The organism is Nonomuraea sp. NPDC004186, from assembly GCF_053603495.1.
On record NZ_JBSGFQ010000058.1, the window covers coordinates 1 to 22747 of the forward strand.

Annotated in this window: 20 protein-coding genes and 1 pseudogene; 8 read left to right on the forward strand and 13 right to left on the reverse strand. The window is 68.3% G+C overall.

Going from position 1 to position 22747, the window contains the following annotated elements:
• Together ACWEPL_RS37460 and ACWEPL_RS37465 are read right to left on the reverse strand one after the other, a co-directional pair.
• On the reverse strand, positions 1-853 hold an 853-nt coding region (locus ACWEPL_RS37460; protein WP_452438963.1), incomplete at its 3' end, for an ATP-binding cassette domain-containing protein.
• Positions 843-3149 carry a LuxR C-terminal-related transcriptional regulator gene (locus tag ACWEPL_RS37465; protein WP_452438964.1) on the reverse strand — a complete coding sequence of 769 codons (2307 nt, stop codon included), beginning with the start codon at positions 3147-3149 and terminating at the stop codon, positions 843-845. The genes ACWEPL_RS37465 and ACWEPL_RS37460, both read right to left, overlap by 11 nt.
• A gap of 308 nt (positions 3150-3457) precedes the next feature.
• Here ACWEPL_RS37465 and ACWEPL_RS37470 point away from each other — a divergent pair, with 308 nt between their 5' ends.
• Both ACWEPL_RS37470 and ACWEPL_RS37475 read left to right on the forward strand, forming a co-directional pair.
• The gene (locus ACWEPL_RS37470) at positions 3458-4174 is read left to right on the forward strand and encodes a FadR/GntR family transcriptional regulator (RefSeq protein WP_452438965.1); all 717 of its coding nucleotides are present in this window, start codon (positions 3458-3460) and stop codon (positions 4172-4174) included.
• Between the two features lie 370 nt (positions 4175-4544).
• Positions 4545-5198 carry an HAD family hydrolase gene (locus ACWEPL_RS37475; protein ID WP_452438966.1) on the forward strand — a complete coding sequence of 218 codons (654 nt, stop codon included), beginning with the start codon at positions 4545-4547 and terminating at the stop codon, positions 5196-5198.
• A gap of 17 nt (positions 5199-5215) precedes the next feature.
• Here the strand turns inward: ACWEPL_RS37475 and ACWEPL_RS37480 are convergent, their stop codons facing one another.
• Positions 5216-6202, reverse strand: coding sequence for an aldo/keto reductase (locus tag ACWEPL_RS37480; protein WP_452438967.1), 987 nt, complete (start codon positions 6200-6202; stop codon positions 5216-5218).
• Between the two features lie 81 nt (positions 6203-6283).
• Entirely contained in the window at positions 6284-7483 is a 1200-nt protein-coding gene (locus ACWEPL_RS37485) for a cytochrome P450 family protein (RefSeq protein WP_363972623.1), read from the reverse strand.
• Positions 7484-7723: 240 nt separating this feature from the next.
• Between ACWEPL_RS37485 and ACWEPL_RS37490 the strand changes: the two genes are divergently transcribed.
• Complete coding sequence (locus tag ACWEPL_RS37490; RefSeq protein WP_452438968.1) at positions 7724-8407, forward strand: hypothetical protein; 684 nt, start codon at positions 7724-7726, stop codon at positions 8405-8407.
• An 11-nt stretch (positions 8408-8418) separates the two neighbouring features.
• Here the strand turns inward: ACWEPL_RS37490 and ACWEPL_RS37495 are convergent, their stop codons facing one another.
• From ACWEPL_RS37495 to ACWEPL_RS37515, 5 genes and pseudogenes are all read right to left on the reverse strand, one after another.
• Positions 8419-9621, reverse strand: coding sequence for an SGNH/GDSL hydrolase family protein (locus ACWEPL_RS37495; RefSeq protein WP_452439014.1), 1203 nt, complete (start codon positions 9619-9621; stop codon positions 8419-8421).
• Positions 9622-9634: 13 nt separating this feature from the next.
• Positions 9635-9796 carry a fasciclin domain-containing protein gene (locus ACWEPL_RS37500; RefSeq protein ID WP_363972935.1) on the reverse strand — a complete coding sequence of 54 codons (162 nt, stop codon included), beginning with the start codon at positions 9794-9796 and terminating at the stop codon, positions 9635-9637.
• Positions 9797-9876: 80 nt separating this feature from the next.
• A pseudogene (locus tag ACWEPL_RS37505) lies at positions 9877-9996 on the reverse strand (hypothetical protein); the annotation flags it as partial.
• A 669-nt stretch (positions 9997-10665) separates the two neighbouring features.
• On the reverse strand, positions 10666-11313 hold the full coding sequence (locus tag ACWEPL_RS37510; RefSeq protein ID WP_452438969.1) for a hypothetical protein: 648 nt from the start codon (positions 11311-11313) through the stop codon (positions 10666-10668).
• Positions 11314-12038: 725 nt separating this feature from the next.
• Positions 12039-12416 (reverse strand): ketosteroid isomerase family protein, encoded by a 378-nt coding sequence (locus ACWEPL_RS37515; protein ID WP_452438970.1) that lies wholly within the window; start codon positions 12414-12416, stop codon positions 12039-12041.
• Positions 12417-12627: 211 nt separating this feature from the next.
• On the opposite strand from ACWEPL_RS37515, the gene ACWEPL_RS37520 reads away from it, so the two are divergent.
• Together ACWEPL_RS37520 and ACWEPL_RS37525 are read left to right on the forward strand one after the other, a co-directional pair.
• Positions 12628-13050: a hypothetical protein gene (locus ACWEPL_RS37520; RefSeq protein WP_452438971.1), complete on the forward strand. Its 423-nt coding sequence runs from the start codon at positions 12628-12630 to the stop codon at positions 13048-13050.
• Between the two features lie 70 nt (positions 13051-13120).
• Positions 13121-13633 (forward strand): NUDIX hydrolase, encoded by a 513-nt coding sequence (locus tag ACWEPL_RS37525; protein WP_397373732.1) that lies wholly within the window; start codon positions 13121-13123, stop codon positions 13631-13633.
• 217 nt (positions 13634-13850) lie between these two features.
• Here ACWEPL_RS37525 and ACWEPL_RS37530 read toward each other — a convergent pair whose 3' ends face one another.
• Both ACWEPL_RS37530 and ACWEPL_RS37535 read right to left on the reverse strand, forming a co-directional pair.
• Entirely contained in the window at positions 13851-14696 is an 846-nt protein-coding gene (locus tag ACWEPL_RS37530) for an SMP-30/gluconolactonase/LRE family protein (RefSeq protein WP_452438972.1), read from the reverse strand.
• 187 nt (positions 14697-14883) lie between these two features.
• Complete coding sequence (locus tag ACWEPL_RS37535; RefSeq protein ID WP_449896288.1) at positions 14884-15531, reverse strand: TetR/AcrR family transcriptional regulator; 648 nt, start codon at positions 15529-15531, stop codon at positions 14884-14886.
• A gap of 181 nt (positions 15532-15712) precedes the next feature.
• Here ACWEPL_RS37535 and ACWEPL_RS37540 point away from each other — a divergent pair, with 181 nt between their 5' ends.
• Together ACWEPL_RS37540 and ACWEPL_RS37545 are read left to right on the forward strand one after the other, a co-directional pair.
• Positions 15713-16936 carry an oxygenase MpaB family protein gene (locus tag ACWEPL_RS37540; RefSeq protein ID WP_452438973.1) on the forward strand — a complete coding sequence of 408 codons (1224 nt, stop codon included), beginning with the start codon at positions 15713-15715 and terminating at the stop codon, positions 16934-16936.
• 143 nt (positions 16937-17079) lie between these two features.
• Complete coding sequence (locus ACWEPL_RS37545) at positions 17080-18465, forward strand: SPFH domain-containing protein (protein ID WP_452438974.1); 1386 nt, start codon at positions 17080-17082, stop codon at positions 18463-18465.
• A 97-nt stretch (positions 18466-18562) separates the two neighbouring features.
• Here ACWEPL_RS37545 and ACWEPL_RS37550 read toward each other — a convergent pair whose 3' ends face one another.
• Entirely contained in the window at positions 18563-19306 is a 744-nt protein-coding gene (locus tag ACWEPL_RS37550) for an SIR2 family NAD-dependent protein deacylase (RefSeq protein ID WP_452438975.1), read from the reverse strand.
• A 1281-nt stretch (positions 19307-20587) separates the two neighbouring features.
• Here ACWEPL_RS37550 and ACWEPL_RS37555 point away from each other — a divergent pair.
• Positions 20588-21343, forward strand: a complete 756-nt coding sequence (locus ACWEPL_RS37555) for a hypothetical protein (protein WP_363972653.1) — start codon at positions 20588-20590, stop codon at positions 21341-21343.
• A gap of 630 nt (positions 21344-21973) precedes the next feature.
• Here the strand turns inward: ACWEPL_RS37555 and ACWEPL_RS37560 are convergent.
• Positions 21974-22633: a hypothetical protein gene (locus ACWEPL_RS37560; protein ID WP_452438976.1), complete on the reverse strand. Its 660-nt coding sequence runs from the start codon at positions 22631-22633 to the stop codon at positions 21974-21976.
• Positions 22634-22747 lie beyond the last annotated feature (114 nt).

The following is a 22747-nucleotide window of genomic DNA, read 5'->3' on the forward strand; positions in this document are numbered from 1 at the left end:
GCGTCCCGAAGGGCGGCGACGCGCCGGGCAACGGCGACGTCTTCCTCGTCAGAACGTCACCAGCGGATCCCCGATGAAGTCGGCGATGAAGTTGCCTTTCCTCGCGCCCCACGATCTCGCGCACCAGATCGGCCGGGTCGCGGCCGGCGAGCGGTCCCTGGCTGACGAGGTGTCCGTCGCGCAGGACGGCGACCCGGTCGGCGATCCGGTAGACCTCGTCCAGCCGGTGGCTGACGTACAGGATCCCGTGGCCCCGATCGCGGAGCGTGCGCAGGACGTCGAAGAGGCGCTCGCACTCGGCGGCGGGCAGGGAGGCGGTCGGCTCGTCCAGCACGACGATCCGCGCGTGCGTGGCCAGCGCGCGGGCGATGGCGACCAGCGAGCGCTCCGCCCGCGTCAGGTGGGCGATCGGCTCGTCCGGGTCGAGGCGGGCGGCGACGATCCGGAGGGCGTCCACGCAGCTGCGGCGTACCGCGCGCCAGGAGATGAGGCCGCCGCGCCGGGCGTATCCCCTGCCGAGGGCGATGTTCTCCGCGACGGTCATCCACTCCACGAGGCCGAGGTCCTGATGGATGAACGCCATTCCGGCGGAGGCGGCCTGGCTGCCCAGGGGGTGGCCGGCCACGACGACCTCTCCCCCGTCGGCGTGGTGGACGCCGGCCAGGATCTTGATCAGCGTCGACTTGCCCGCGCCGTTGGCGCCGAGCAGGGCGAGGACGTCGCCGCGGCGGAGGTCGAGATCCACTCCGCACAGCGCGTGGATGCCGCCGAAGCTCTTGCGCAGCCCCCGGATCCGGACGAGCGGATCCGGGTCCGCCGCCGATCCCGGCCTGGGACGCGGGTCACTCGCCATCGGGGTGGCGCGATTCCCACGCCTTGACGATCTGCGACCTGGACGAGAAGTTCAGCTTGCGCAGGACGTTCTCGACGTGGCACTCCGCGGTGCGCTGGGCGATGACCAGCGTCTCGGCGATCTGCTTGTTGCTCAGGCCCTTCGCGACCAGGTCGGCGATCTCCCGCTCCCTGCGGGTCAGGAGGGACGTGGCGTCGGACTCGGGCTGGGCGCTCTCCGCGCGCCGCGCGGGCTTCTCGTCCAGCGCGTACGCGGCGGCCTGCTCGGGGGTGAGCGCCGCGCCGCGGTCGAAGGCCGCCTTGAACGCCCGCTCCGTGAGATTCCGCCGGAGGCCGGACTCGCACCGGTCGTGGGCGCCGACCAGGTGCCCGAGGCCGGGCAGCGACGTCCCGATCGACTGCCAGACCATGTGGGCGGCGCCCAGCATCTGGGCGGCCTGCTCGTACCGCTCGTCGTCGGCCAGGATCCAGGCCAGCCCCTCCAGGCACTGGGCCAGGCCGAGGTGGTCGTTGCAGCGGACCTTGAGCCGCACGGCGTCCCGCATCATGGTCACGGCCTCCCGGAGCGCGCCCTGGCGCCGCCGGTCGAGGGCCGCTACCCACAGCGCGTACGAGATCGACCATTCGGCGTTCGCGCGCTCGGCCGTCTCCAGCACCTCCTCGCAGAGCGCCGTGGACCGCGGGTCGTCCATGAGGACGGCGGTCATGGCCAGCTGGAAGAGGGCCACCCACGCGTGCCCCCGGTGACCGAGGGCGCGGCGGCGGGTCAGCGCCTCGTCGAGGAGCTTCATGGCCCGGGAGAAGTCGCCGGCCAGCAACGCGGCGAACCCGGTGATGTGCAGTGCGCCGGCGAGCTGGGCCTCGTCCCGAAGCCGCTCCGCCAGCGCCTGGCACTCCTCCAGCAGCGGCTTGGCGGCCTGCGGGTCGCCCCGCAGCAGGACGAGCCACGCGTCGACCCACAGGGCCTTGGCCCGCCCGGCGCTGGCGCCGGACTCCTGCGCCAGCGCCCGTTCCAGCCAGTGGTGGCCCTCGCTCGGGGAGCTCCACGAGAGCCGGTGGCTCCACATCGCGGCGGCGATCTCGAGCGCGGCCCACGCCTCGCCCGGCGCGCCCAGGCAGAACTCCAGCGCGGAGCGCACGTTCCCCTGCTCCTGGATGAGGCGCCCGAGCCAGTCCATCTGGTGCTCGCCGAACCACTCGTCCTCCGCCCGAGCCGCCAGCCGGCGGCACCAGTCGCGGTGGCGCAGCCGCAGGGCCTGGTCCTGGCCGGAGGCGACCAGCCGCTTCCATCCGTACTGGCGCAGCGTGTCGAGCATCTCGAAGCGCACGTCGGAGGCCTGCCCGCGGCGCTGCACGATCGACTTGTCCACCAGCTGGGTCAGCAGGTCCATGAGGCTTTCCGGGGCGATCCCGCCCTCCGAGCACACGTGCTCGATCGCGTCCAGGCCGCAGCCGCCGGAGAAGACCGACAGCCGCTCCCACAGCGTCCGCTCCTCCTCGGAGCAGAGGTCATAGCTCCAGTCCACCAGCGCCCGGAGCGTCTTCTGGCGCGGCGGCGCGGTGGTGGGCCCGGTCGTCAGCAGCCGGAACCGGTCGTCGAGGCGCTCCAGGATCTGCTCCACGGACAGGACCAGCACCCTCACCGCCGCGAGCTCGATGGCCAGGGGGATGCCGTCCAGCCGCCGGCACAGCCGCGCCACCGCCGCGCTGTTGGCGTCGGTGACCCTGAACTCGTGCACGGCCGAGGCGGCCCGGTCCTCGAACAGGCGCACCGCCTCGTTCTCCAGGGCGCCGTCCATCGACATCTCGGCCGTCCCCGGCACGTTCAGCGGCGGGACCTCGAGGATCAGCTCCCCCGGGACGTGCAACGCCTGCCGGCTGGTGGCCAGGACGCGCAGCTCGGGGGCCATCGCCAGCAGGTCGCCGGCCAGCGCGGCGACCTGGGGCAGCAGGTGCTCGCAGTTGTCCAGCACCAGCAGCAGCCGTTTGTCGTGCAGGTACTCGGCGAGGGAGGCCGGATCCTGCCGGGGGCATCCGACGGCGTCGGCGACCGTCTCGGTGAGCAGCGCACCCGCCACCAGCGGGGCCAGGTCGACCAGCCAGACCCCGTCGCCGTACTCGCGTGACATCTCGGCGGCGATCCGCCGTGCCAGCCGCGTCTTGCCCACCCCGCCGACTCCGGTGAGCGTCAGGAACCGGCCGGAGGTGAGCAGGCGCTTGCCTTCGGCGATCTCGTTCCTGCGACCGACGAAGCTCGTGAGCTCCAGTGGCAGATTCCCCGCACGTGACCGCGCCATCGCCCCCATAGCTTCCACAAACCTCGTCACCCGTGCGCGCCCTCGCAGGCCTCGGCTTATTGCTACCCGTGGCGGGCAACGTCATGGCAGTGCGGACGCAAACCCTGTGCCAGCCGCGATCGGGCCGGTCATAGCCGTCCCAAGCGTCCTTGGGCAGGATGCCGACCACGGCCACGGTGGTTGACCTTGGCGAGACGCCGTGCTGAGCTCCGTATGACAGTGGTCGCTGGTCAGCATGTCAGGTTGCCTGGCCGCTTGATATGATCCCAACGAGCGCACAAATGGTCACAAATGAGGAGCATCGAGTAGTGACAGGTGGCAGCGCGGGGTTCTCGGTGACTCCGGTGGTCAAGAGGAGCGCGGCCGTCCAAGTCGCCGACCAGCTCGTCGCGGCGATCCGCGACGAGCAGCTCAAACCCGGTGACAAGCTGCCTTCCGAGCGCGAGCTGGCGCAGAACTTCGCGGTGAGCAGGCCCACCATCAGGGAGGCGCTCGCCGCCCTGGAGCTCGCCGGGCTGGCCAAGTCCCACAAGGGCAGGGGCACGGTGATCACCGGCACCGCGGCCACCGTGGCGACCTGGGGCGTGGAGGTGCTGCCGCCGCAGGTGTTCGAGGCCAGGCTCGCGATCGAGCCCGCCCTGGCCGCGCTGGCCGCGGAGAAGCGCCACCCGGAGGACCTGGAGCTGCTCGAGACCACGCTGGCCAAGCTGGAGGCCGAGTACGCCGAGACCGGCGCCTACGCGAGCGACCTGCCCGTGCACCGGGCCATCGCCCGCGCCGCCCGCAACCCCCTGCTCGAACAGGCCCTCGAAGAGGCGCTGCGGCATGTCGCGGGGCCGTTGTGGCAGGAGCTGCGACGCCGCGCGCCGGCCGAGGCCAGTGCCCGCGACGGCCACGTCGAGGAGTCGCGCACGGTCATCAGGCACATCCGGGAGGGCAATGCCGCCGAGGCGGCGGAGGTGTGGCGCCGGCACCTTCTGACCTACCGCAACGAGATCCTGGGGGCCGCCGCCACCGACGGCTGACCCACGTCCGCACCCGCCTTGGCGACAGGCGGGTCTTCGTCGTGCCCGCGTGCGGCGGCGTAAAGTCAGGTTGCCTGACAGGTTTCCGGCACGTCCGACAGGACATGTGCGACGTAATTTACATTTCCCTCTCTTGACACACTCGATTTGGCAAGAAAGTCTGGCTGGCAACTTACCAGGCAACCTTTCAAGTGAGGGGATGCTGTGGATCGGCCGGAGTTCTCCACGCGGGTGGAGCATGATCTTCCGGGGCCGCTCACGTTGTCCGCCGACGTCTTCACCCCGCTCGAGCTCGAAGCGTGGCCGAGCCCTCCGCAAGCTGAACACCGTCTGATCTCCGAGCGGGGTGCCCTGACATAATCGGACAACCATGGGCATCCTGCATATCTTCGACATGGACGGCACCCTCCTGGCCGGATCCACCGCCAGTCTCGAGATCGCCCGCCACACCGGCACCACGCCGCGGCTCCTCGAGATGGAGGCCCGCTTCGCCGCCGGCGAGCTCGACACCCGGGGCTTCTCCGCCGCCCTCCCCGGCCTCTGGGCCGACCTCACCCCCCAGGTCGTGGCCGCCGCCTATGCCGCCGCCCCCTGGCTCGGCGGCATCGCCGAGGTCTGCGCCGACATCCGGGCCCGCGGCGAACACTCCCTGGTCATCACCATGGCCCCGGACTTCTTCGCCCGCCACCTGCTGGAGCTGGGCTTCGACGAGGTCGCCGCCTCCAGTTTCCCGCCCCTGCCCTTCACCGCGCCCCTGGACCCCGGCGGCGTCCTGACGCCCGCCGACAAGGTCCGCATCGCCGACAGCACCCGCGCCCGGCTCGGGCTCGGCCGCGAGCAGTGCCTGGCCTACGGCGACTCGATGTCGGACGCGCCGCTGTTCCGCCACCTGCCGCACACCGTCGCCGTCAACGCCGACCACCACCTCGCCGACCTCGCCGCTCTGGACTACCGCGGCGACGACCTCACCGAGGCCTACCGCCTGGCCCGCACCCTGCTCCCCACCGTCACCCCGATGCCCTGAGCCATGGGGCCTGGCGGTCAGCGGCCGTCCAGCAGGTGGACGGCATCGCCGTAGATGGCCGGGCTCCGATCCACCTCCTCGACGAAGTCACGCGGGAAGCCGAGCTCGAACTCCACCACCGACTCCAGCCGCCGCACCGCCTCCTCAGGCAGCACGAGCCCCGAGGCCCCCAGGTTGTCCTTGAGCTGGTCCACGCTGCTCGCCCCGACGATCGGATGCACCCCACGCCCGAGCACCCAGGCCAGCGCCACCTGCGAGGCCGTGACACCCAGCTCGCCGGCCACCTCGACGACCGCGCGCGCCGCGGTCCGGTCCCGCTCGCTCAGGGAGTCGGGCGACACGCGGGAGGCCGGCGCGCCGGGCTCGTTGTACCTGCCCGACAGCACGCCGCGCTCGAGGGTTCCCCACGCCGTCACGCTCATCCCGTACGCCTGCGCCATCGGCAGCAGCTCCCGTTCCGCGTCCCGCCGCAGCAGGCTGTACGGCACCTGCAACCCCGCGAACGGCGTCCACCCGCGCCACTCCGCCAGCGTGTTGGCCCGGCTGGCCAGCCAGGCCGGGGCGTCCGAGATGCCGGCGTAAAGGATCTTCCCGGCGCGGACGGCGTCGTCCAGCGCGCGCATCGTCTCCTCGATCGGGGTGTGCCGGTCCCAGACGTGCACCCAGAAGAGGTCGACGTAGTCGGTACGCAGCCGGCGCAGGCTCTGCTCCAGCGACAGCACGAGGTTCTTGCGGTGGTTGCCGGCGGCGTTGGGGTCGGTGCGGTCGCGGGTGCCGGTGTACTTGGTGGCCAGGACGAAACGGTCACGGCGTCCTTGGAGCAGCTCGCCGACGACGTTCTCGCTCTCACCGTACATGGAGGCCGTGTCGACGACGTTGCCGCCGGACTCGGCGTACAGGTCGAGGATGCGCCGCGCCTCCGGCGACACCTCGCGGTAGGTCATCGCGCCGAGGAACAGCTCGGAGACCCTGAGCCCGGTCCGGCCCAGCAGACGGTAACGCATGCACAGCACCTTTCAGCCACTCGGCCCTCCATGATCCACGACCCGGACACAAGCGTCGAATGCGGCGTGCTTCACCCCGCCTCATGAGCTCCGTACGGGGAGGCTGGTCAGGCCGTGCATGAGCAGCCCCGGACGCCAGGCCAGCCGCTCCTCGGGGACGGCGAGCCGCAGGCCGGGGAAACGCTCCAGCAGGTGGCGGAAGGCCACCGCGCCTTCGGTCCTGGCCAGCGGGGCGCCGAGGCAGTAGTGGATGCCGTGGCCGAACGCGACGTGCTGGCCCGGAGCGCGGGTGACGTCGAGGCGATCGGCGTCGGCGAACTGCGCCGCGTCCCGGTTGGCCGACAGGAAGGACACCAGCACGAGCTGCCCCGCCGGGATCTCCGTGCCGCCGATGGTGACCGGCTCCTTGGTGAACCTGAGGGTGGACGTGCTGACCGGCCCGTCGTACCGGAGGAACTCCTCGACCGCCGCCGGCAGCAGCCCGGGGTCCGCGCGGAGCTTGGCGAGCTGGTCGGGGTGGCGCAGGAGCGCGAGCGCCCCGTTGCAGATCAGGTGCACGGTCGTCTCGTGTCCGGCGACCGTGAGCAGGAACGCGGTGTCGACGAGCTCCCGCCCGCTCAGCGCGCCCTCCTCGTCCTGGGCCTGCACCATCGCGCTGAACAGGTCATCGGCCGGCGCGGCCCGCCTGGCCTCGCAGAGCTCGCCGAGGTAGGTGATGAACTCGGTGGCGGCCCGCACGACCACCTGCGGATCCAGTACGGCGCCCTCGATGGTGGTGTTGGACCACTTGATGAGCTGCGGCCAGTCGTTCTCGGGGATGCCGAGCAGCTCCCCGATCACCATGGCGGGCAGGGGCACGGCGTAGTCGTGCAGCAGGTCGAACTCCGGGCCCACCTTGTCCAGGAGGCTCGCGCTGATCTGCTCGACACGGGGCCGCAACGCCTGGACGCGGCCCGCCGTGAACACCTTGCCCACCAGCCGCCGCAGGCGGGCGTGGTCGGGCGGGTCGACGAAGAGCATGTTGTGGGGCACCACGGCCTCGTAGCCGCTGCTGTCGCCGCCCTCCAGCTCGTTCGACTTGATCATGTCCGGGTTGTTCGTGAAGTCCTTGCTGAGGCGCGGGTCGGTGCAGGCCGCCTTGACGTCCTCGTACCGGCTCACCACCCAGACCCGTACGCCCTGCGGGGTCGCGGTGCGATAGACGGGGCGCCCTTCGCGGAGTCGCGCGAATACGGGATGCGGGTCACGGAAATAGTCCTCATCGAACAATGTCTCGATCATCGTCACCCTTTCGCGCGCGGAATGGCAGGCGTCCACCTTATGTTCGGGATCGGCCTTAGGCTATTTCCGTTTACCGGTCCCTGTTTTCGGCCGCCCGAAACCAGAGGCCCGGTCTCACTGCAACGTTTATGGCATGATCTGCAAGGGAATCGAGCGGGCTATCCAGAAAAAAGCGTGACGATGACAATCGAAAGCCGTCGCAGGCGGGCCCGCTCATACAGCGTCCTCGCGGTAATAGCTGTGGCCACGGCTTCCGTATATCTCAGCCACGGCACGGACGAGGTGAGCCCGGAACGCGAATCCCCCACCCCGGCGGCGCCCGTGGTCGCGAGCGCCCGGGAGACCAAGGACCCGGAGCTGGTGAAGTCCTGCGAGGACGCCCCCGACGAGAAGAGATGCGAGAAGGAAGAGGCGACGTACGAGCGCTGCGCGGCGTCCGGCTTCGCCGGCCGCCGGTGCCGCGACAGCGACGCCCTCCACCGCGACCAGCAGGCTTTCCTGGCCGACTGCAGCCGTGCCGACGTGATCCGGCCGTTGCCGCACACGTGCGCCGAGGGCGCGGAGCCTGTCGGGGAGGCCTACCGGTACTGCCGGTTCCTGGGCAGGTCGGCGCTCCGGTGCGACAGATCCGCGAGGTATGCCGCCTGCCTCTATCGGGGCGGCGGGAAAATCTGCGCCGATGCCGCCCCGGTCTACCGCGCCTGCCAGACGCGGAGCGTCAACGGCGCGAAGATCGCTCGTCGCTTCTGCATCGAAGGCGACATCCAGTACCAGAGATGCCGGCACGCGCACAGCATCGGCTCGGGCAGCGACATGTGCCGGCCGGTGACGGCCGCCTACCTCGACTGCCGACCGGCGGCGGAGGTCGAGGCGTGCGAAAAGGCGCGGGACGACTACGCCAAGGCGCATTATCCCCGGCGCTGATCACCCAGCCCTCAAAGGGTGTGCAGGTCGACGGCGTCGGCCATGGCCCGGTAGCCGGCGGGGTTCGGGTGGAGGTGGTCTCCGCTGTCGAAGGCCGGCCGGATCCGATCGGGGTCGGCGGGGTCGGCGACCGCGCGCTCGAAGTCGGCGACCGCGTCGAATTCGCCGCCGGTCCGGATCCACGCGTTGACCGCGTCGCGGACGGCCTCGGCCTCGCCGGGGAGACCGGCCGGCAGGAGGGTGCCGCCGACGATCCGGACGCCTCGCGCGTGGGCGGTGCGGATGAGCCGCCGGTAGCCGTCGATCAGGTCGGCGGCGCTGACCTTGACCGCGGGGGTGGTGCAGGGGGTGGGGTCCTGCATGCCCAGGAGGATGTCGTTGATGCCCTCCAGCACGATCACGGTCTTGACGCGAGGCTGGCCCAGAACGTCCCAGCGGAAGCGCGTCAGCCCGCGCTCGCCCAGGCACGCCGAGTCGTTGAGCAGGCGGTTGCCGGCGATGCCGAGGTTGAGCACCGGCCGCCGGCCGTTCAGCCTGCGGGCCAGCGCGTCCGGGTAGCGGTCGTCGGCGTCCTGGGTGGCGGCGTATCCGTCGGTGATGGAGTCGCCGAAGGTCGCCACCGCGGCCTCGCCGCCGTACACGTCCACTCCCGACAGGTAGAACCAGGAGCTGTTGGTCTCGAAGGCGGCCGGGCCGAGGTCGCGGGTGTGGTCGCCGGCGGCCCGGTAGGAGGTGGCCATGGCCAGGTTGTGGTAGGTGGCCGGTCCTGTGGCGCCCCGGAAGTACAGCGTCACGGTCAGCCGCTCTCCCGGCTCGACCGCGAGCCGGACGGGATCGCTGGCGGCCTGCCCGCCGGTGGGGACGGCGACGGAGGCGGCGTGTGCGAAGGTCAGCGGGCGCAGCGTGCCCGCCTGTACGGCGGCGCCCGCGCCGGCCTTGCCCACGCTGGCGCCGGTGAGCCGGAGCGGGGCGATGCCGTAGGCGTTGGAGAGCCGGATCCGGACCGCCGAGCCGCCGGCGGTGACCCGGACCGCCTGCCGTACGGAGTGGTCGGCGAAGCCCTTCTCCGCCCAGGTGGGATACCAGACGTCGGCCGACGGCTGCTGGACGCCGGCCGCCCAGGCCGCCGCCCACCTGCCGGTCGCCGCGTCGGCGGGTGCCGGTGCCGCCGCCAGGGCGGCCACCAGCGCGGCGGCAGTCGCGATTTTCAGCATGTTGGTGCTCTTTTCAGTCCAGGACGGGGAAGTTGGCGCGGAAGACGCCGTAGGGATCGCGCCGGCGCTTGATCTCGCGCAGCCGGGCCAGGGTGTCGGCGGGGAAGGCTTGGGCGGCGTCGTCCGCCGGCGCGAGAAAGGTGTACGGCTTGCGGCCGCTGACCGCCTGGCCCAGATCCCCGCGATCAACATGAGCATGCCGGGCTCGAGCGACATGAACAGATTGCGGACCAGTACCTGACCCACTGCGGGATCAGGGACAGCGACCTCGGCGATCTCGAAGTCGCCGGGATCGGGCAGGCCCTCCGGGCGCGCGACAAGCCGGACCTCCAGTCCGGTGCGGGAGAATGTCGTGCTTTTCGAAGGTGCGTCCATGCCGACGACGGTAGGGGTTGACCCATACGTGAAGGTCAACCCGTCCGCCTGGTGACGGCCCGAAGACGTACCGGAAACTCAAGCGGATCCCGGCCACTCAAGATCGCCGCGGAATGAATCCGGAAGGCCCATCCCGACGGGTATAGCGTCTGACACGCGAAGTTGATCACGAAGGGTGCCTGCCATTGGACCTGCAAGACACACGGCTGGACATGTCGCAAAGTAAGCGTGTCCACAGAAGAACATAGGTCGTCTATGGACGCTGGAAAGAGAGCGTTGCGGCCCTGAACTGGGAAAAGACGGGAAAGGCGGAATCAGGGTGTCCCGTAGAGTCTCACGGACGCTCACTGTCGGTGACCATACACGGGCCAAGCTATTCGGGTGGTGTGGAGGGGATTCCCGGCGACAAGGGTTCGCCTCCCAGCCTTCCCGTCTGTCGTCGCCCACGGTAAGGAAGCATGTCATGGCAGGGGGAGAGATGGAGCTCCCTACTGGAACAACGATCTTTCCCCCTGGCCATGACATGGTTGGCTGAGCCCTGGGTGATGGCTGACGGGAAGGCGGTCCCACCGCACCCACTTGGCTACCTGCACTAAGCGATCATGGCCATCCCGGAGGCGGGTCCTAATGGTCTGCATAGGGCTATGACGAGTCCAGTGGGCCAGAGGCTCACGTCAGCACAGGTTGCACATCGACTTTGTAGGTGATGTGGTAGGTCCACTGACGGCTCGCGAATTCCCCTCTTTCTTTATCGTGCTTCCAACTCTGATCTGCGAGCGTCCACATATATTCGTTGTCCCCATCCGGCCAGTCGGCTACGTTCACTCTCTTTTGCACCGTCCCAAAGATGGTGTCACCCTCACCGAGGGTCGACCGAATGGCCAGCGCCGGTGGCGTGGCGGCAAGAATAGCCCCGGCAACCGCGCCGTTGGCGACGGAGGTCAGGGATTCGACCGCAGTTTCGATGTGTGCAGCAAGCGTAGAAGCCAATGACTGCAGCGTGTCTTCGTCGCCAAAGTCGGTGGTGTACGTGCGGAATAGGAGGCCAAATTCGACGAAGTCATCGACATATACGTCGTCGTCGAATATTATACAATCTCCACCTTCGAAACGGCCAGAACCCGCAGTGTCACGACCGACGTCGTCAAGCGTGACCGGACAGGTCAGAAGTGCCTTACGCTTGGAGCCGGACCGGGGGCCGGTGGCCGCTCCGCCCGCGACGTAGAACGCGCTGCCATAGTCGTAATCGGTGTCCTCGGTGGCCACATATTCCAGCGTGATGGTGACACGTTTCTGCCTGTCGTTCGACTCTGCCATGAGTTTCTCCTATCAGGAAATCGTCTGAAGCGCGTCCTATGGTCGGCATCCAGTGGCCCATCTGGCGTTGGACCGTGCCAGACAGGCCTGACGATGCCGATGAAGCCAACCCCAGGCTCCGCGAACGGCAAGAGCCATTCTCTCTTATGCCCAAGGGCTTACATGATCGTGTCCAGTCTGATCGAGGATCGCACGGAGTGCTCAATCGATGACCCAGCGACTCTTCTTGATGAAGGTGCAACCCTCCCAAGGCGAAGGGCCGCGCTCTGCCGCTACCAGCGCAGGTCCGAGCTATGATCGCGAAGTGTCACCGGAGTAACTTAGAGGGTGACGCCGCGCCGACGCGCCGGGCGAGTCCTCGCAGGCCGGATAGCTTGCTGTGGGGATCCCGGCGAAGTAGCTCGGTGATGACCTGGCGGGTACCGGAGCGTCGTACTTCAGAAGGCGCTATTTTTTGGCGATGAGCAAGGCTCGTATTGCGCGGTCGGTCTTGCCCCAGAGTGCGTATGCCTCGGCTACGCCGGTGTAGTACTGGATGGAGTCGCGGAGTCAGACGATGAGCCCGGCGCGGTAGCGGTCGACGCACTTCCTGGGGGCGCCCTCACCGACGATCTGATTGATCAGCGAAGAGCCGGCGGACGCCGCAAGATCCGCCTCATGTCGAAAGTGTCATCGGATGATCCGGGAAGGTGCACTCTTTCCCGGCCGACCCACAGGTTTCACCGTTACTCATCACCAATATCTTGGTAGATGCCATGGGCGACGTAGTATGAGTCGCCATCCTGTACGAGGATGAACGTCTGAACGAAATGCCCCATCTCGCCATTCTGCATGCAGCGTCCTCTCGCCAAAGCGAGTATAGTGCCGTCCGCCAGGAGATGCGCGTCGACGGCCACAGTGCGGGCGGAATAGCCCGAGTTGGATTCGGTGAGGCTGGCCAGGTAATCCGGGAGAGCGTCTTCGCCTACGAACGTCCCACCATCAAAGGTTATAACAGTGCTCTCCCTGAACAGTCTTCCGACGTCCGGTAAATTGTTATCAAGCGTGTGGAAATAGCGATCCTTGATGAAAAAGCGGACGGCCTGAAGAGTTTCGTAGTCCACAGTCTTCCATTCAATTGCGTGTCGGTACGGATCCTCATACTTGAGGGCTGGAGAGTTCTGACAGCACGGACTCGGCTGGATGTCGCTCCGCCCTTATCGATGGTAACGATCACCTTCGACATCCCAACCCCTGCTGTCCTGGCACCAGCCCGGCGTCGCCGGCCCGAAACCATCTCAGCAAGGTCGGCGTCGGGAACTCGGCCAGGAGTTGATGCACTTCGACGGCCACTTCGGCAACATCCTCACCGACGGTGAACGCCTGTACATCGCCGACCTCGCGCTGGCGACCTCCCCTCGGTTCGACCTGTCCGCGCAGGAGATCGAGTTCCTGGAGCGCAACCGTACCCACGACATCGGTTACGCGCTGATGCGGCTGGTCAACTGGCTCGTCATCAATATCTGCGGGGTGAAGGTGCCGCAGAACGGCATACCGGCAGAACGTAACGAATACATCCGCGCGTGCGCGGACGGCACGGACCCCGCTGGTGCCCCGCCGGCTGTAGCCGCAGTCATCCGCCGGTACGCACCCGTGGCGGCGGCCATGAACGACTTCTACTGGGACCTGTACGGCACCCGCAGGACAACGCCGTACCCGAGTGAGAAGATCGAACGCGCCATGAGCGCAATGCGCTGATCCCCACCCTGACCGAGGTCTTCTCTCTCCCTCATATCACCATCCTGAGCATCCGTATGGAGATGACGCGATGAGCGAAGTGATCTCTCGGGCGTCAGCCCGGGTTCTGCTGATCGACCCTGCCGGCCGGATCCTGCTCTACCGGGGCAGGTTTCTGCAGGTAGAGGGCCTACGCTACGCCTGGTTCACGCCAGGAGGAGGCGTGGATCCTGGCGAGAGCGCGCAGCAGGCCGCCGCCAGGGAACTGCGAGAGGAACTCGGGCATGTCGTGGCCCCGGAGGCACTCGGCCCGGTGGTGGCGACGAGCGAGGGCCCGTGGTCCGAGGGCAGGAGGCGCTTCTTCTCCCGCGACTTCTACTTTGTGCTGCGTGTGAATGGGCTGGACGTGGATACCTCCGGTATGGACGAGGAGGAGCGGGCGGTGACCGACCGCTTCCACTGGTGGACCCAGGCCGAGCTGGCCGGGCCGCCCCCGGATGGAGAGGAGGTCGTACCCCGGGATCTGGGCCCTCTGGTGGCGCGGCTCGCGGTCGGGGACCTCCCGGCCTCGCCGATCGTCCTGCCGTGGCACCTGCTGGGATGATCGGTAAGGCGGGAAACGCAGACGGTGTCGCTTATGACGCCGGGAGAGCACCTTGAGCGAGGACCGGAGCCCGGCGAGAGAGTAGCTACCTCCCGTCCGGACCCAGCGCGATCGGTGCTGCTCCGTCAGCGTCCTTCGACTTTGAGCGTGCCAACGCGGGCGTTACGGCCCACCACAACCCGAAGACCGGCTGCTTCGGGCCGTTCCGTGATCTTGATCAGGGCCTGCCGACGCCAGGCACAGAAACGGAGAAGGTCAGGATCTGTCCGGTACGAGGTCCGGTGGTCAGCCGCTGGAGGTTGTCCGTGACGCCATCGGGCTGGCGCCACTCGGCGGTCAGGACGAACAACGTACGCCGGTCCGGACCGCCGAGCATCAACGCGAACGGTGCCCGCTCCTCCGGCAGTTCGATGCGTTCGAGGATGTGGCCGCCCTCGGCGACGCGGGCGATCGAGGACCCGCCGGCGGAGACCCACACCGCGCCTTCGGCGTCCAGGCAGATGCCGTCCGGGGCGACGCCGTCGGCGAAGATCCGCCGGTTGGACAGACCTCCGTCCGCATCGATGTCGAACGCGGTGAGCCGCCCGGCGAACGACTCGGAAACGATCAGCGTCCGGCCGTCGGGCGTGATGACCATGCCGTTGGGAAACTGGATGTCGCCGGCGACCTGGCGCAGTTCGCCGTCTGGCGTGACGAGCTTGATGTAGCCGGGCTTGGGCGCGCCGCCACCGGCGAAGTCGAAGTCCGCCCCGTTGATGTAGATGTTGCCGCGCCCGTCCACGACGATCTCGTTGCCACCCTGCTCGGCGACAACGACCGTCGACCCGTCCGGCTCCTGACGGCGCAACTTGTCCCCGGTCATCAGCAGCCTGCCGTCGGGCAGCCAGTCGATGGAGTACCCCATCGGCACCGGGCCCCGTACGGAGGCGACCTCCGACTTGCCGTCAAGGTCGACGGCCACGACTTCCCTGTCGATCCAGTTGCAGAACCACAGCCGGTCCTCGTGCCACCGCGGCGACTCGGGAATCCCCAGGCCCGTCAGCAGAACCTTCGGCTTGGACATGACGCCTCCTCACTTCGCCCGACTGCACCGACCGCAGCCCGGCTTTCCTGCCCTCTACACGAACGACCTCCTGCCCGATCGACACGACGACCTCAAACCTGCGAACGTTTCCGGCAGATGCCCGACGGGCGGGCCGTTCAGCCGCGTCGGACCAGCCGTCGCGTCGAAGCCGGCGCGGGACTGAAGCTCAGGCTGATGGCTCCAGCATGGGGACGAGGAACCGCCGGGCCACCGCGGCCAGTTGCTCGTCGTCATCCAGGTTGATGACGGCACTGGGGATCGTCAGGAAAGAGGTGGAGATCCGCACCATCATCTCGGCCACGAGGTCGACGTCGAGGCCGCTCGACACGTTACCCGCGCGTTGCTCGCTGCGGAGCTGGCCGGCGACGAAATGCCGCACGGTGGCGAGGGTCTGGCCCCCGTCAGCCGTCATGGAGGGGACGAGCAGGTCCGGTTCCGTGGCGATGAGTCCGCCGATCAGCGGGTTGCCGCGAATTGCCCGCAACGAGCTCACGAAGCCCAGCACCACCCTGTCGGCAGCGGTGCCGGCTTGTTCGATGTCGATGAGGAACTGGTCGAAATAGCGGCGGAACTCCCGGCGCACCACGTGTTCGATCAGCGTGTCCTTTGTGTCGAACCGCCGGTAGACCGTGATCCGCGACACCTTCGCCAGCCGGGCGACGTCCTCCATGGTGGAGCGCCTGATGCCCATCCGGCAGAACTGCTCGTACGCCGCGTCAAGGATGCGCGTCCGTAGCTCGTCGCTGTCGTCGACGCGCTCGACGGCATCGACATAGGCGCGCTGGAGCAACGAATCCGAGTCCGACAGCGCCATGAATCCGGACAGCACCGATTCCACGATCCCCTCCTGTAGGGATTCTGCCTCAAACGCGGGTCTTGTGATGCTCGTCACACTGTGCTCTGATGATGATACACAGACTCATGATTTGTTTCTCAGTATCATCCATTTCTCGCATGCCCGGAGCGGAACCCCCCACCTCGAAGGAGTGCAGAGCATGGCAGAGTTGAGCAGGCGCAAGGTGCTGATCTCGGGCACCGCCATGGGAGCGCTCGGCGCGTTAGGGATGATCTCCCCGGCCCAGGCGGACTCCCTGGCCGGCGACTGGACCTGGCCGGCCAGTGGTTCGATCGCGGGCTCCGGCAGCGGCGCCGACCCCCGATGGGTGTGGGACGACGTGGCCGATCCGCTCCTCGCCTCACTGTTCGACCGCGGCGTCATACCCGAGGTCAACCGGCTGCTGTACGACTGGAACCGCAACGACCAGCCCCTGCCCGCGGGACTGCCGGAGGATCTGCGGGCCTTCATCGAGCAGGCGCGTCAGCTGCCGTCGTGGGCCGACCCCGCCCTGCTGGATGCCGGGGCGCGGTTCCACGCGCTCAAGGGGAACTACATCGTCGTCCTCACCATCGTCGGCGCCGGGATGCTGGCCACCGCCATCCCCAAGGAGGCACGCGCCGTCTATTACTCCGCGGGTGGTGCGGATCTGAAGGACCGGATCGCCAAGACGAACATCCTGGCGTACGCGGTCAGACCCCAGAACGCCTGGGGCGCCGGCGGCACGGCCGTGGTCGAGGCCGTGAAGACCCGGCTGGTGCACGCGGCGGTGCGGCACCTGCTGAAGTCGTCTCCCCACTGGTCCGGCCCCATCCCGATCAGCCAGGAGGACATGCTCGTCACGTGGCACACCCTGGCGACCTACTCCATGCGCGGGATGCGGGAGTGGAAGGTGCGCATCTCCTCCACCGAGGCCGCGGGGTACCTGCACTCGGTGCAGATGCTGGGGCACATGCTCGGCATCAGGGACGAGTTCCTCCCGGCCACCTGGGACACCTCCTACACCCAGTCGGACCTGGTCCTGCCCAGGAACATGGGGCCGACCACCGAGGGGGTGGAACTCAACGCCATCCTGCGGGACATGCTCGCGGAGCTGACCAGCCCCGGCGGCGTCGACAAGCCTCTCGTCAACGCGTTCTCCAGGTACCTCACCGGCAACCAGGTGGCCGACTGGAACGGCATCCGACGCGAGCCGCTGTGGGACCCGGTGGTCAAGACCGCCTGGCCGCTGCTGGTGCAGTTCCGGGAGGGTCTGATCGGGCTGCCGCTAGTGCCCGCCACTGCCTGGCTCCTCGACGAGGCGGTCAAGAAGTGGACCACGTACTACCTCACCAAGGGGGCGCAGACCAAGATCGTGATTCCGACGGGCAACCGGCCCAGCTGATCACGGCCGTCGCCGCGTCCGCGCGGCCCTCGGGTCTCACACCGCCCGCAACGGCGTAGGGCATCGCGAGCGGATCGCGGGTTGCGGTGGTTCGGCGGCGTAAGCAAGACTCGGCGGCAGTCGTGAGGTGGGCGGAGGGGACGATGAGCACCGCTGACAAGGGCAACGCCTATCTGGAACGGGTCGTCGCGCAGCAGGCGGTGCTCGAGGACGACCTCAGGGCACGCCGCGCCGCCCCCGGCGAGCCGGTGCCGCCGGCGGGGCCGCTGGCCAAGCGCGAGCGGGCCATCGGCGGGGCGGCGCCCGACACGGCGGCCGCGGGCCCGGTGGACGTACGGATCACCGGGTTCTGGCGCTGGAAGAACGTGCTCGTCCCGCCCAACGCCTTCGTGGTGCACACCCGGCGTGGCCGCGAGAAGCCCCTGCACGTCGGCCTGGGCGTGTCGTTCCGCTTCAACCCGTCCACCGACTCTTTCCTGGTCGTGCCGGGGGCCACCCAGACCATCCTGATCAACGCCTACTGCGTCTGCCGCGAGCTCCAGGGTGTGCTGGTGCAGGGGTACGTGCAGTGGATCATTCAGACCTTCCCCGTCGCGTACCGCAAGCTGGACTTCAGCGATCCGCAGGACCCGATGCGGCTGGTCAACCTCCAGCTGCGGGAGCAGGCGGAGGCGGCCATCAAGGACAAGGTCGCGACCATGGGCGTGCGCGACGTGCTCAGCGACAAGCAGCCCATCATCGAGGAGCTGACTGCCCGCCTGCGCGCGGTGGCCGAGGGCGAGGACGACAGCGACCAGGGGCTCGGCCTGCGCATCGTCACCGTCCAGATCAAGGAGGCCGTGGTCAGCTCGTCGCGGCTCTGGGAGAACTTACAGAAGCCCTACCGGGCCGAGCAGGGGCAGCTCGCCCGCCTGGCCGAGCTGCAGTCCGAAGAGGCGATCACCCAGCGCGAGATGGCGGCCGACCGCCTCAAGGAGACCCAGCGCCTGGAGAACGAGCGGGAGCTCGCCGGGCTGCGGGCCCGTAACGAGGCGTGGCAGTTCGACACCGAGGTGGCCGAGCGGCTGCGGCGCACCCAGCGCCGGCACGACGACTCCAGGGCGGTGGCGGAGTTGGAGACCCAGACGACCCTGCACGCGCTGCGGATGGAGCGCGAACGGCACACCGAGGAGGCCGAGACCGGCAGGCTCCGGATCGAGCGGGAACAGGAGCTCAAGAGCCTGGAGCTCGCCGGCGAGCTGGAGCTGGCGCGTTCCCGGGCGCTGGCCGACCATGAGCGGGCGCTGCTGGACGTGGAGCGGCTGCGGATGCGGGCCGACATCGACAACCAGCAGTCCCCGGCCAGCCTTCAGGCCAAGCTGATCGGCTTGCTGCCCGAGATCATGGCGCAACTCCCCAAGCCGGAGGAGCTGCGCATGGTGTCGATCAACGGCAGCGACCGGACCACCGTGTCGGGCCTGCTGGCCGAGCTCGCCGCCATGGTCGGAGTGCTGCGCTCCGCGATCGACCGGGACACCCCGGCTTCCTGATCGGCGAGGTTCCCCGCTGTTCGCTGTTGTGGCGGCCCCGGTCCGCCGACCGCCGCACCGGCTCGGCGCCGGGAGCGGGCGCACGCCGACCAGCCAGTCACCTCAGGGCTGCGACGTGCAGTTCGCGGAGCACATCACCGAGAACGGCGGCGGCGTCGCCGAGCACTTCCTTCTCGAACGTCGAAGCGCTGTCGCTCCATGGCTGGGCGTTGACGAGCACCCGGACCGCGCCGGGTCGGCAGAACTCGATGAGCCCGGCGGCAGGGAACACCGTGCCGGAAGTGCCGATGGCGATCCACACGTCGGCGCGGCGGGAAGCCTCGATCGAGGCACGCATCTTCTTGGCGGAGAGTTGCTCTCCGAAAAGGACGACGTCGAGGCGCGCGATGCGTCCGCAGTGCGGGCAGGTGGGCACGGTTTCGTGGATGTCGTCGTCGAACCAGGCGCCGTTGCGAGCGTGGCATGCCTTCCGGGAGCAGCGGGTGGCGAATGCGTTGCCGTGGAGTTCGGTGACGTTCGCGGATCCGGCCCGGGTGTGGAGCCCGTCGATGTTCTGGGTGGCGATGTGCACGTCGAAGTGGGATTCGGCGGCGACCAACGCCTCGTGCGCCGGGTTTGGTCGGGCGATGGATGCGGCGCGGCGTAGTTCGTTCCAGTGCTCCCATGCCTGCTGGGCCTTGCCGTACCAGCGGGAGGCGGTCGTGAGCTTCGCGATGTCAGGGTTGCGATCCCACATGCCGTTGCCACCTCGGTACACGGGTAGCCCGGAGGGGGCGGAGATTCCGGCTCCCGTGAGGACCGCAAGCCGAGGTTTGCGCTCAGCGATGGCAGCGTCAGGCATACGATCATTGTCGGCCTTGGCAATGTCTCATACCACCGCATTTCCGACCTACGGCACGCAGTAATCCGGTTTCCGTACGGTGCACCTGTGCGCCACCATCACCATCACCATCAACAACCCGACCCTCAGCGGCCTCACCGTCGCGCACGCTGGCCGCCGGCGGCAGCGCTTACCTCGAAGGTGGGCCGACCGTGATGGATCAGCATGACCTGGTAATGGCAGCAACCGCGAGTGGCATCGACTTCGAAAAAGGCGTCCTCGCAAACTCGCTTCATACAGTGGCTCTGATTGCCGGAGTCGCCTCCCCTGGAAACTGGGCGATGACAGCCGACGCATACAGTGGAGTCAGGCTGTGCAAGGAGCCGACCATCGACGACAACTACCAGCCATAATGGATTGGCGCGCCTAATTGCTCCCACAGGCCGCCGCTTCAGTTGGCGGGCGAAGGCTGCTGATTGTGGTCGATGAAGACCAGTCCATCGGCGAGTAGCCCGTACAACGCCTCCGATCGAGATCCTGCCGATCCGGCAGCGGTAGCCCGGCGTGCCCGGCCCGCGCGGCGCTTGATGGACGCGGCTGCTTCGATCGTGTCGGGCCGACCCGAGCCGGTCAGGCCCGAATCACCGGACGTCTGATCGGCGTGTTCGCCTCTCAGGGCCGCCCGCCCTGCTCGGCTGCGACCGGTCACGCGCGCCGCATTGTGCCTGTGTGGCCCTGACTCCGGCCACTGTGGTGCTCGGGTGGATCTCCGGGCGCTTCGTGACAGCCGACGGCCGGCCCGCGAGTGGCACTCTGGCCCACCCCCGTCGTGCCATCGAACTGCCCCCAGAGGGCGAGCACGACTCCCGTGGAGCGCCGCGATCTCCCTGCCCCGGCGCCGTCCTGCACCGATTTCCTCTGGCAGGCGCCGGGTCTCCCCGGCGGCGGTCAGGTTCAGCCGGGCCGCGGCCGCCATGTCCGAGCAGTAAACAATGGCAGGCGAAATGAGGGATTGAGGGAAGTGGACGGCTGAAATTTTAGGTCACTCTAAATTGCCGGATATGCATGCTTACAAACCCGTGGCACATTGCGGACACGAGCCTTGTCAAGCCGGATTCACAAGCGCACAGTCAAAGCAAACAATCCGGCCCTGGAGGGTACATGAACAAAAAGGGCGCACCAAATCCCCGCGGCAGAATCGCAATAAGACGTCTCTTATCCGCTGGCCTCGCGATATTCGCCGCCGCCTTCCTCGTCGCGCCGCCCGCAGCGGCCCTGGCCCTGCCGACGCCGAAGGAATTCGTGTCGAATCTCGACCTGGAGTGCTTCAAGACCACCACGTACCAGCCGCCGGCCACCACATTGGTGCTGCGCCACCTCAACCCCGTACTTGGCAACCTGCCGACCGTGCAGGTCACGCTGGGCCAGCGCGAGCAGCTCTGCGTCCCGGTGGCCAAGAACAACGTCATCCCACCGCCGAATGTCCTCGACTACGTCAGGTTCGTCGACCTGTCGTGCTACCGGGTGACCGGGCCCTCGATCAACCAGAATCTGGGGTTGCGCCACCTGAACCCGGTCTTGCAGAACGTACCGGGCATCAGTGTCACGCTGAACGTGCCCCAGCATCTGTGCGTGCCGGTCGCCAAGAACGGCGTGGTTCCCGCCCCGGACATCCTGCGGGTCATCTCGCACATCGACCTGCTGTGTTACGCGCACCAGCCGAACCCGTCCATGAACCTGCCCCTGACCCTCACCCAGCTCAACCCCGTGCTGGTCAACCAGATCCCCACCCAGACCGTCCAGGTCACCGCCGCCCGCCAACTCTGCGTCCCGGTGCAGAAGGCCCGTGACGATATCCCGGCGGACGTTCTCAACGTCGTACGCTGGATCGACCTGGAGAAGTTCGACGTCGGCAGCCCGGCCATCTCCCCGGTGCCGCTGACCCTGAGACACCTGAACCCGGTGCTGGGGAACCTGCCCCCCGAGGAGCTCAGGCTCACCGGCGCCGCGCAACTGGCCGTCCCCGTCTCCAAGAACGGAGTCGTGCCGCCCGGCTGATCTGCCTCCGCGACCGGGCCGGATGACCGGCCCGGTCGCGCCCGCTGCGTAAGGCTCCGCCATGGGATCGCCTGCCAACGTACCCTCGGCGGTATGTTCGCCTCCTGCTGCGACTCCTCTTCGTCGCCGAGATGGGCCAGGAGAGCGGGTGCTCGAATCAGAGGACCGCCGCCCGGTCATAGATCGCGCGTAACCACGGCCGGCGAACCGCGGGCAGTCGCACAAGCGTGTCGCGGAACACCTGCCAGTCGGGACTGAAGCGGTGGTACGGCAACAGCGGCGGCGGATCGTCTCGGCGTACGTCGGCGGGTATCCGGTTCGCCGCGGGGAGAAGCCGCCGGTCGTCATGGAAGGCCAGGTCGACGGGCTACCGCTCTGCGTCGACTGGCACATCCACCCGATCTCACGGGCCGTCTGGGCTGCCAATAGCACGGTCATTCTCGACCGGCTGCCGGCCACTTTTCCGAGCAGCACAGCACCGGCGAATCCGAGTCACCGACCCCCAAGCAGCCCATCGCGCACCTGGCGATGGTCCGTTCGCAGGCAAGCAGATCGCCCACCGCTCGCCAAAAACGGCAACCGCACAGTCAACGGATGCGGTAACGACCGCAGTCGCCCGGGTGCCGGCGATCAGCCGCCGGGCTTGGTGAACTCCACGCCGTCGAACCGGAACACCGTGGTGCGACCGGGGTAGTCGCTGACCGCCAGAAGTCGGCCGTCGGCGGAGAAACCAACCTCCTGGTACCAGCCCGACCGCTCGCCGGGTACGGCGAAGTGCGGCTCCAGCGGTTGTCCGGTCAGAACGTCATAAACGATGACCGGGCCGCGGTGGAGAACGCCTGCGAGCAGGGCGCCGTTGGGTGACAGCGCGAAGTCACCCAACCGCTCGCACCCCTCCCACTCGTCCTCGATCGCCCAGCACAAGGCACCGGATTCCACCGAGACGCCAAAGCATCCTGACGTCGCGCCGCTCGCGACAAGGATCTGCTCGGCCCCGTCGAACGCCAGCTTGTCGAACCGGTGGCTGATCCCCTGGAATCCCGCCGGGAAGGGGAACGGGGCGGCGAGCACTCGCTGACCTGCGTCGACATCCCAGATCTCGAGATCGTACTCCGTATCGCGGTTGTCCGGGTCGTGGGCGAGGCCGAGGAGCCGGCCCGACGGCGACAGCGCGGCGGTGGTCTGGAAGCGCTTGCCTGCCGGAAGATCGAGGCACGAATCGCCCGTCCGGGCCCAGCACTCGCAGCGCGTGATCGTTGTCGCCCACCAGCATCCGCCGGCGGGCGGCATCCCACCCTGGCCGGGTGTAGGGCAGGCGTTGGACATGACCGGTGGCGAGCGCCACCGTGTAGCTCACCTCCGCCATGGAGATCGTGTCGCGGACGGTGAACGTCAGGTGCGATC

What these genes read in the sequence shown, in the direction of transcription:
- ACWEPL_RS37465 (WP_452438964.1), bottom strand. Translation starts at nt 3,149, where the DNA reads ATGGCGCGGTCACGTGCGGGGAATCTGCCACTGGAGCTCACGAGCTTC.
- ACWEPL_RS37475 (WP_452438966.1), top strand. Translation starts at nt 4,545, where the DNA reads ATGGGCATCCTGCATATCTTCGACATGGACGGCACCCTCCTGGCCGGA.
- ACWEPL_RS37480 (WP_452438967.1), bottom strand. Translation starts at nt 6,202, where the DNA reads ATGCGTTACCGTCTGCTGGGCCGGACCGGGCTCAGGGTCTCCGAGCTG.
- ACWEPL_RS37485 (WP_363972623.1), bottom strand. Translation starts at nt 7,483, where the DNA reads ATGATCGAGACATTGTTCGATGAGGACTATTTCCGTGACCCGCATCCC.
- ACWEPL_RS37495 (WP_452439014.1), bottom strand. Translation starts at nt 9,621, where the DNA reads ATGCTGAAAATCGCGACTGCCGCCGCGCTGGTGGCCGCCCTGGCGGCG.
- ACWEPL_RS37510 (WP_452438969.1), bottom strand. Translation starts at nt 11,313, where the DNA reads ATGGCAGAGTCGAACGACAGGCAGAAACGTGTCACCATCACGCTGGAA.
- ACWEPL_RS37520 (WP_452438971.1), top strand. Translation starts at nt 12,628, where the DNA reads ATGCACTTCGACGGCCACTTCGGCAACATCCTCACCGACGGTGAACGC.
- ACWEPL_RS37525 (WP_397373732.1), top strand. Translation starts at nt 13,121, where the DNA reads ATGAGCGAAGTGATCTCTCGGGCGTCAGCCCGGGTTCTGCTGATCGAC.
- ACWEPL_RS37530 (WP_452438972.1), bottom strand. Translation starts at nt 14,696, where the DNA reads ATGTCCAAGCCGAAGGTTCTGCTGACGGGCCTGGGGATTCCCGAGTCG.
- ACWEPL_RS37535 (WP_449896288.1), bottom strand. Translation starts at nt 15,531, where the DNA reads ATGGCGCTGTCGGACTCGGATTCGTTGCTCCAGCGCGCCTATGTCGAT.
- ACWEPL_RS37540 (WP_452438973.1), top strand. Translation starts at nt 15,713, where the DNA reads ATGGCAGAGTTGAGCAGGCGCAAGGTGCTGATCTCGGGCACCGCCATG.
- ACWEPL_RS37545 (WP_452438974.1), top strand. Translation starts at nt 17,080, where the DNA reads ATGAGCACCGCTGACAAGGGCAACGCCTATCTGGAACGGGTCGTCGCG.
- ACWEPL_RS37550 (WP_452438975.1), bottom strand. Translation starts at nt 19,306, where the DNA reads ATGCCTGACGCTGCCATCGCTGAGCGCAAACCTCGGCTTGCGGTCCTC.
- ACWEPL_RS37560 (WP_452438976.1), bottom strand. Translation starts at nt 22,633, where the DNA reads ATGCCGCCCGCCGGCGGATGCTGGTGGGCGACAACGATCACGCGCTGC.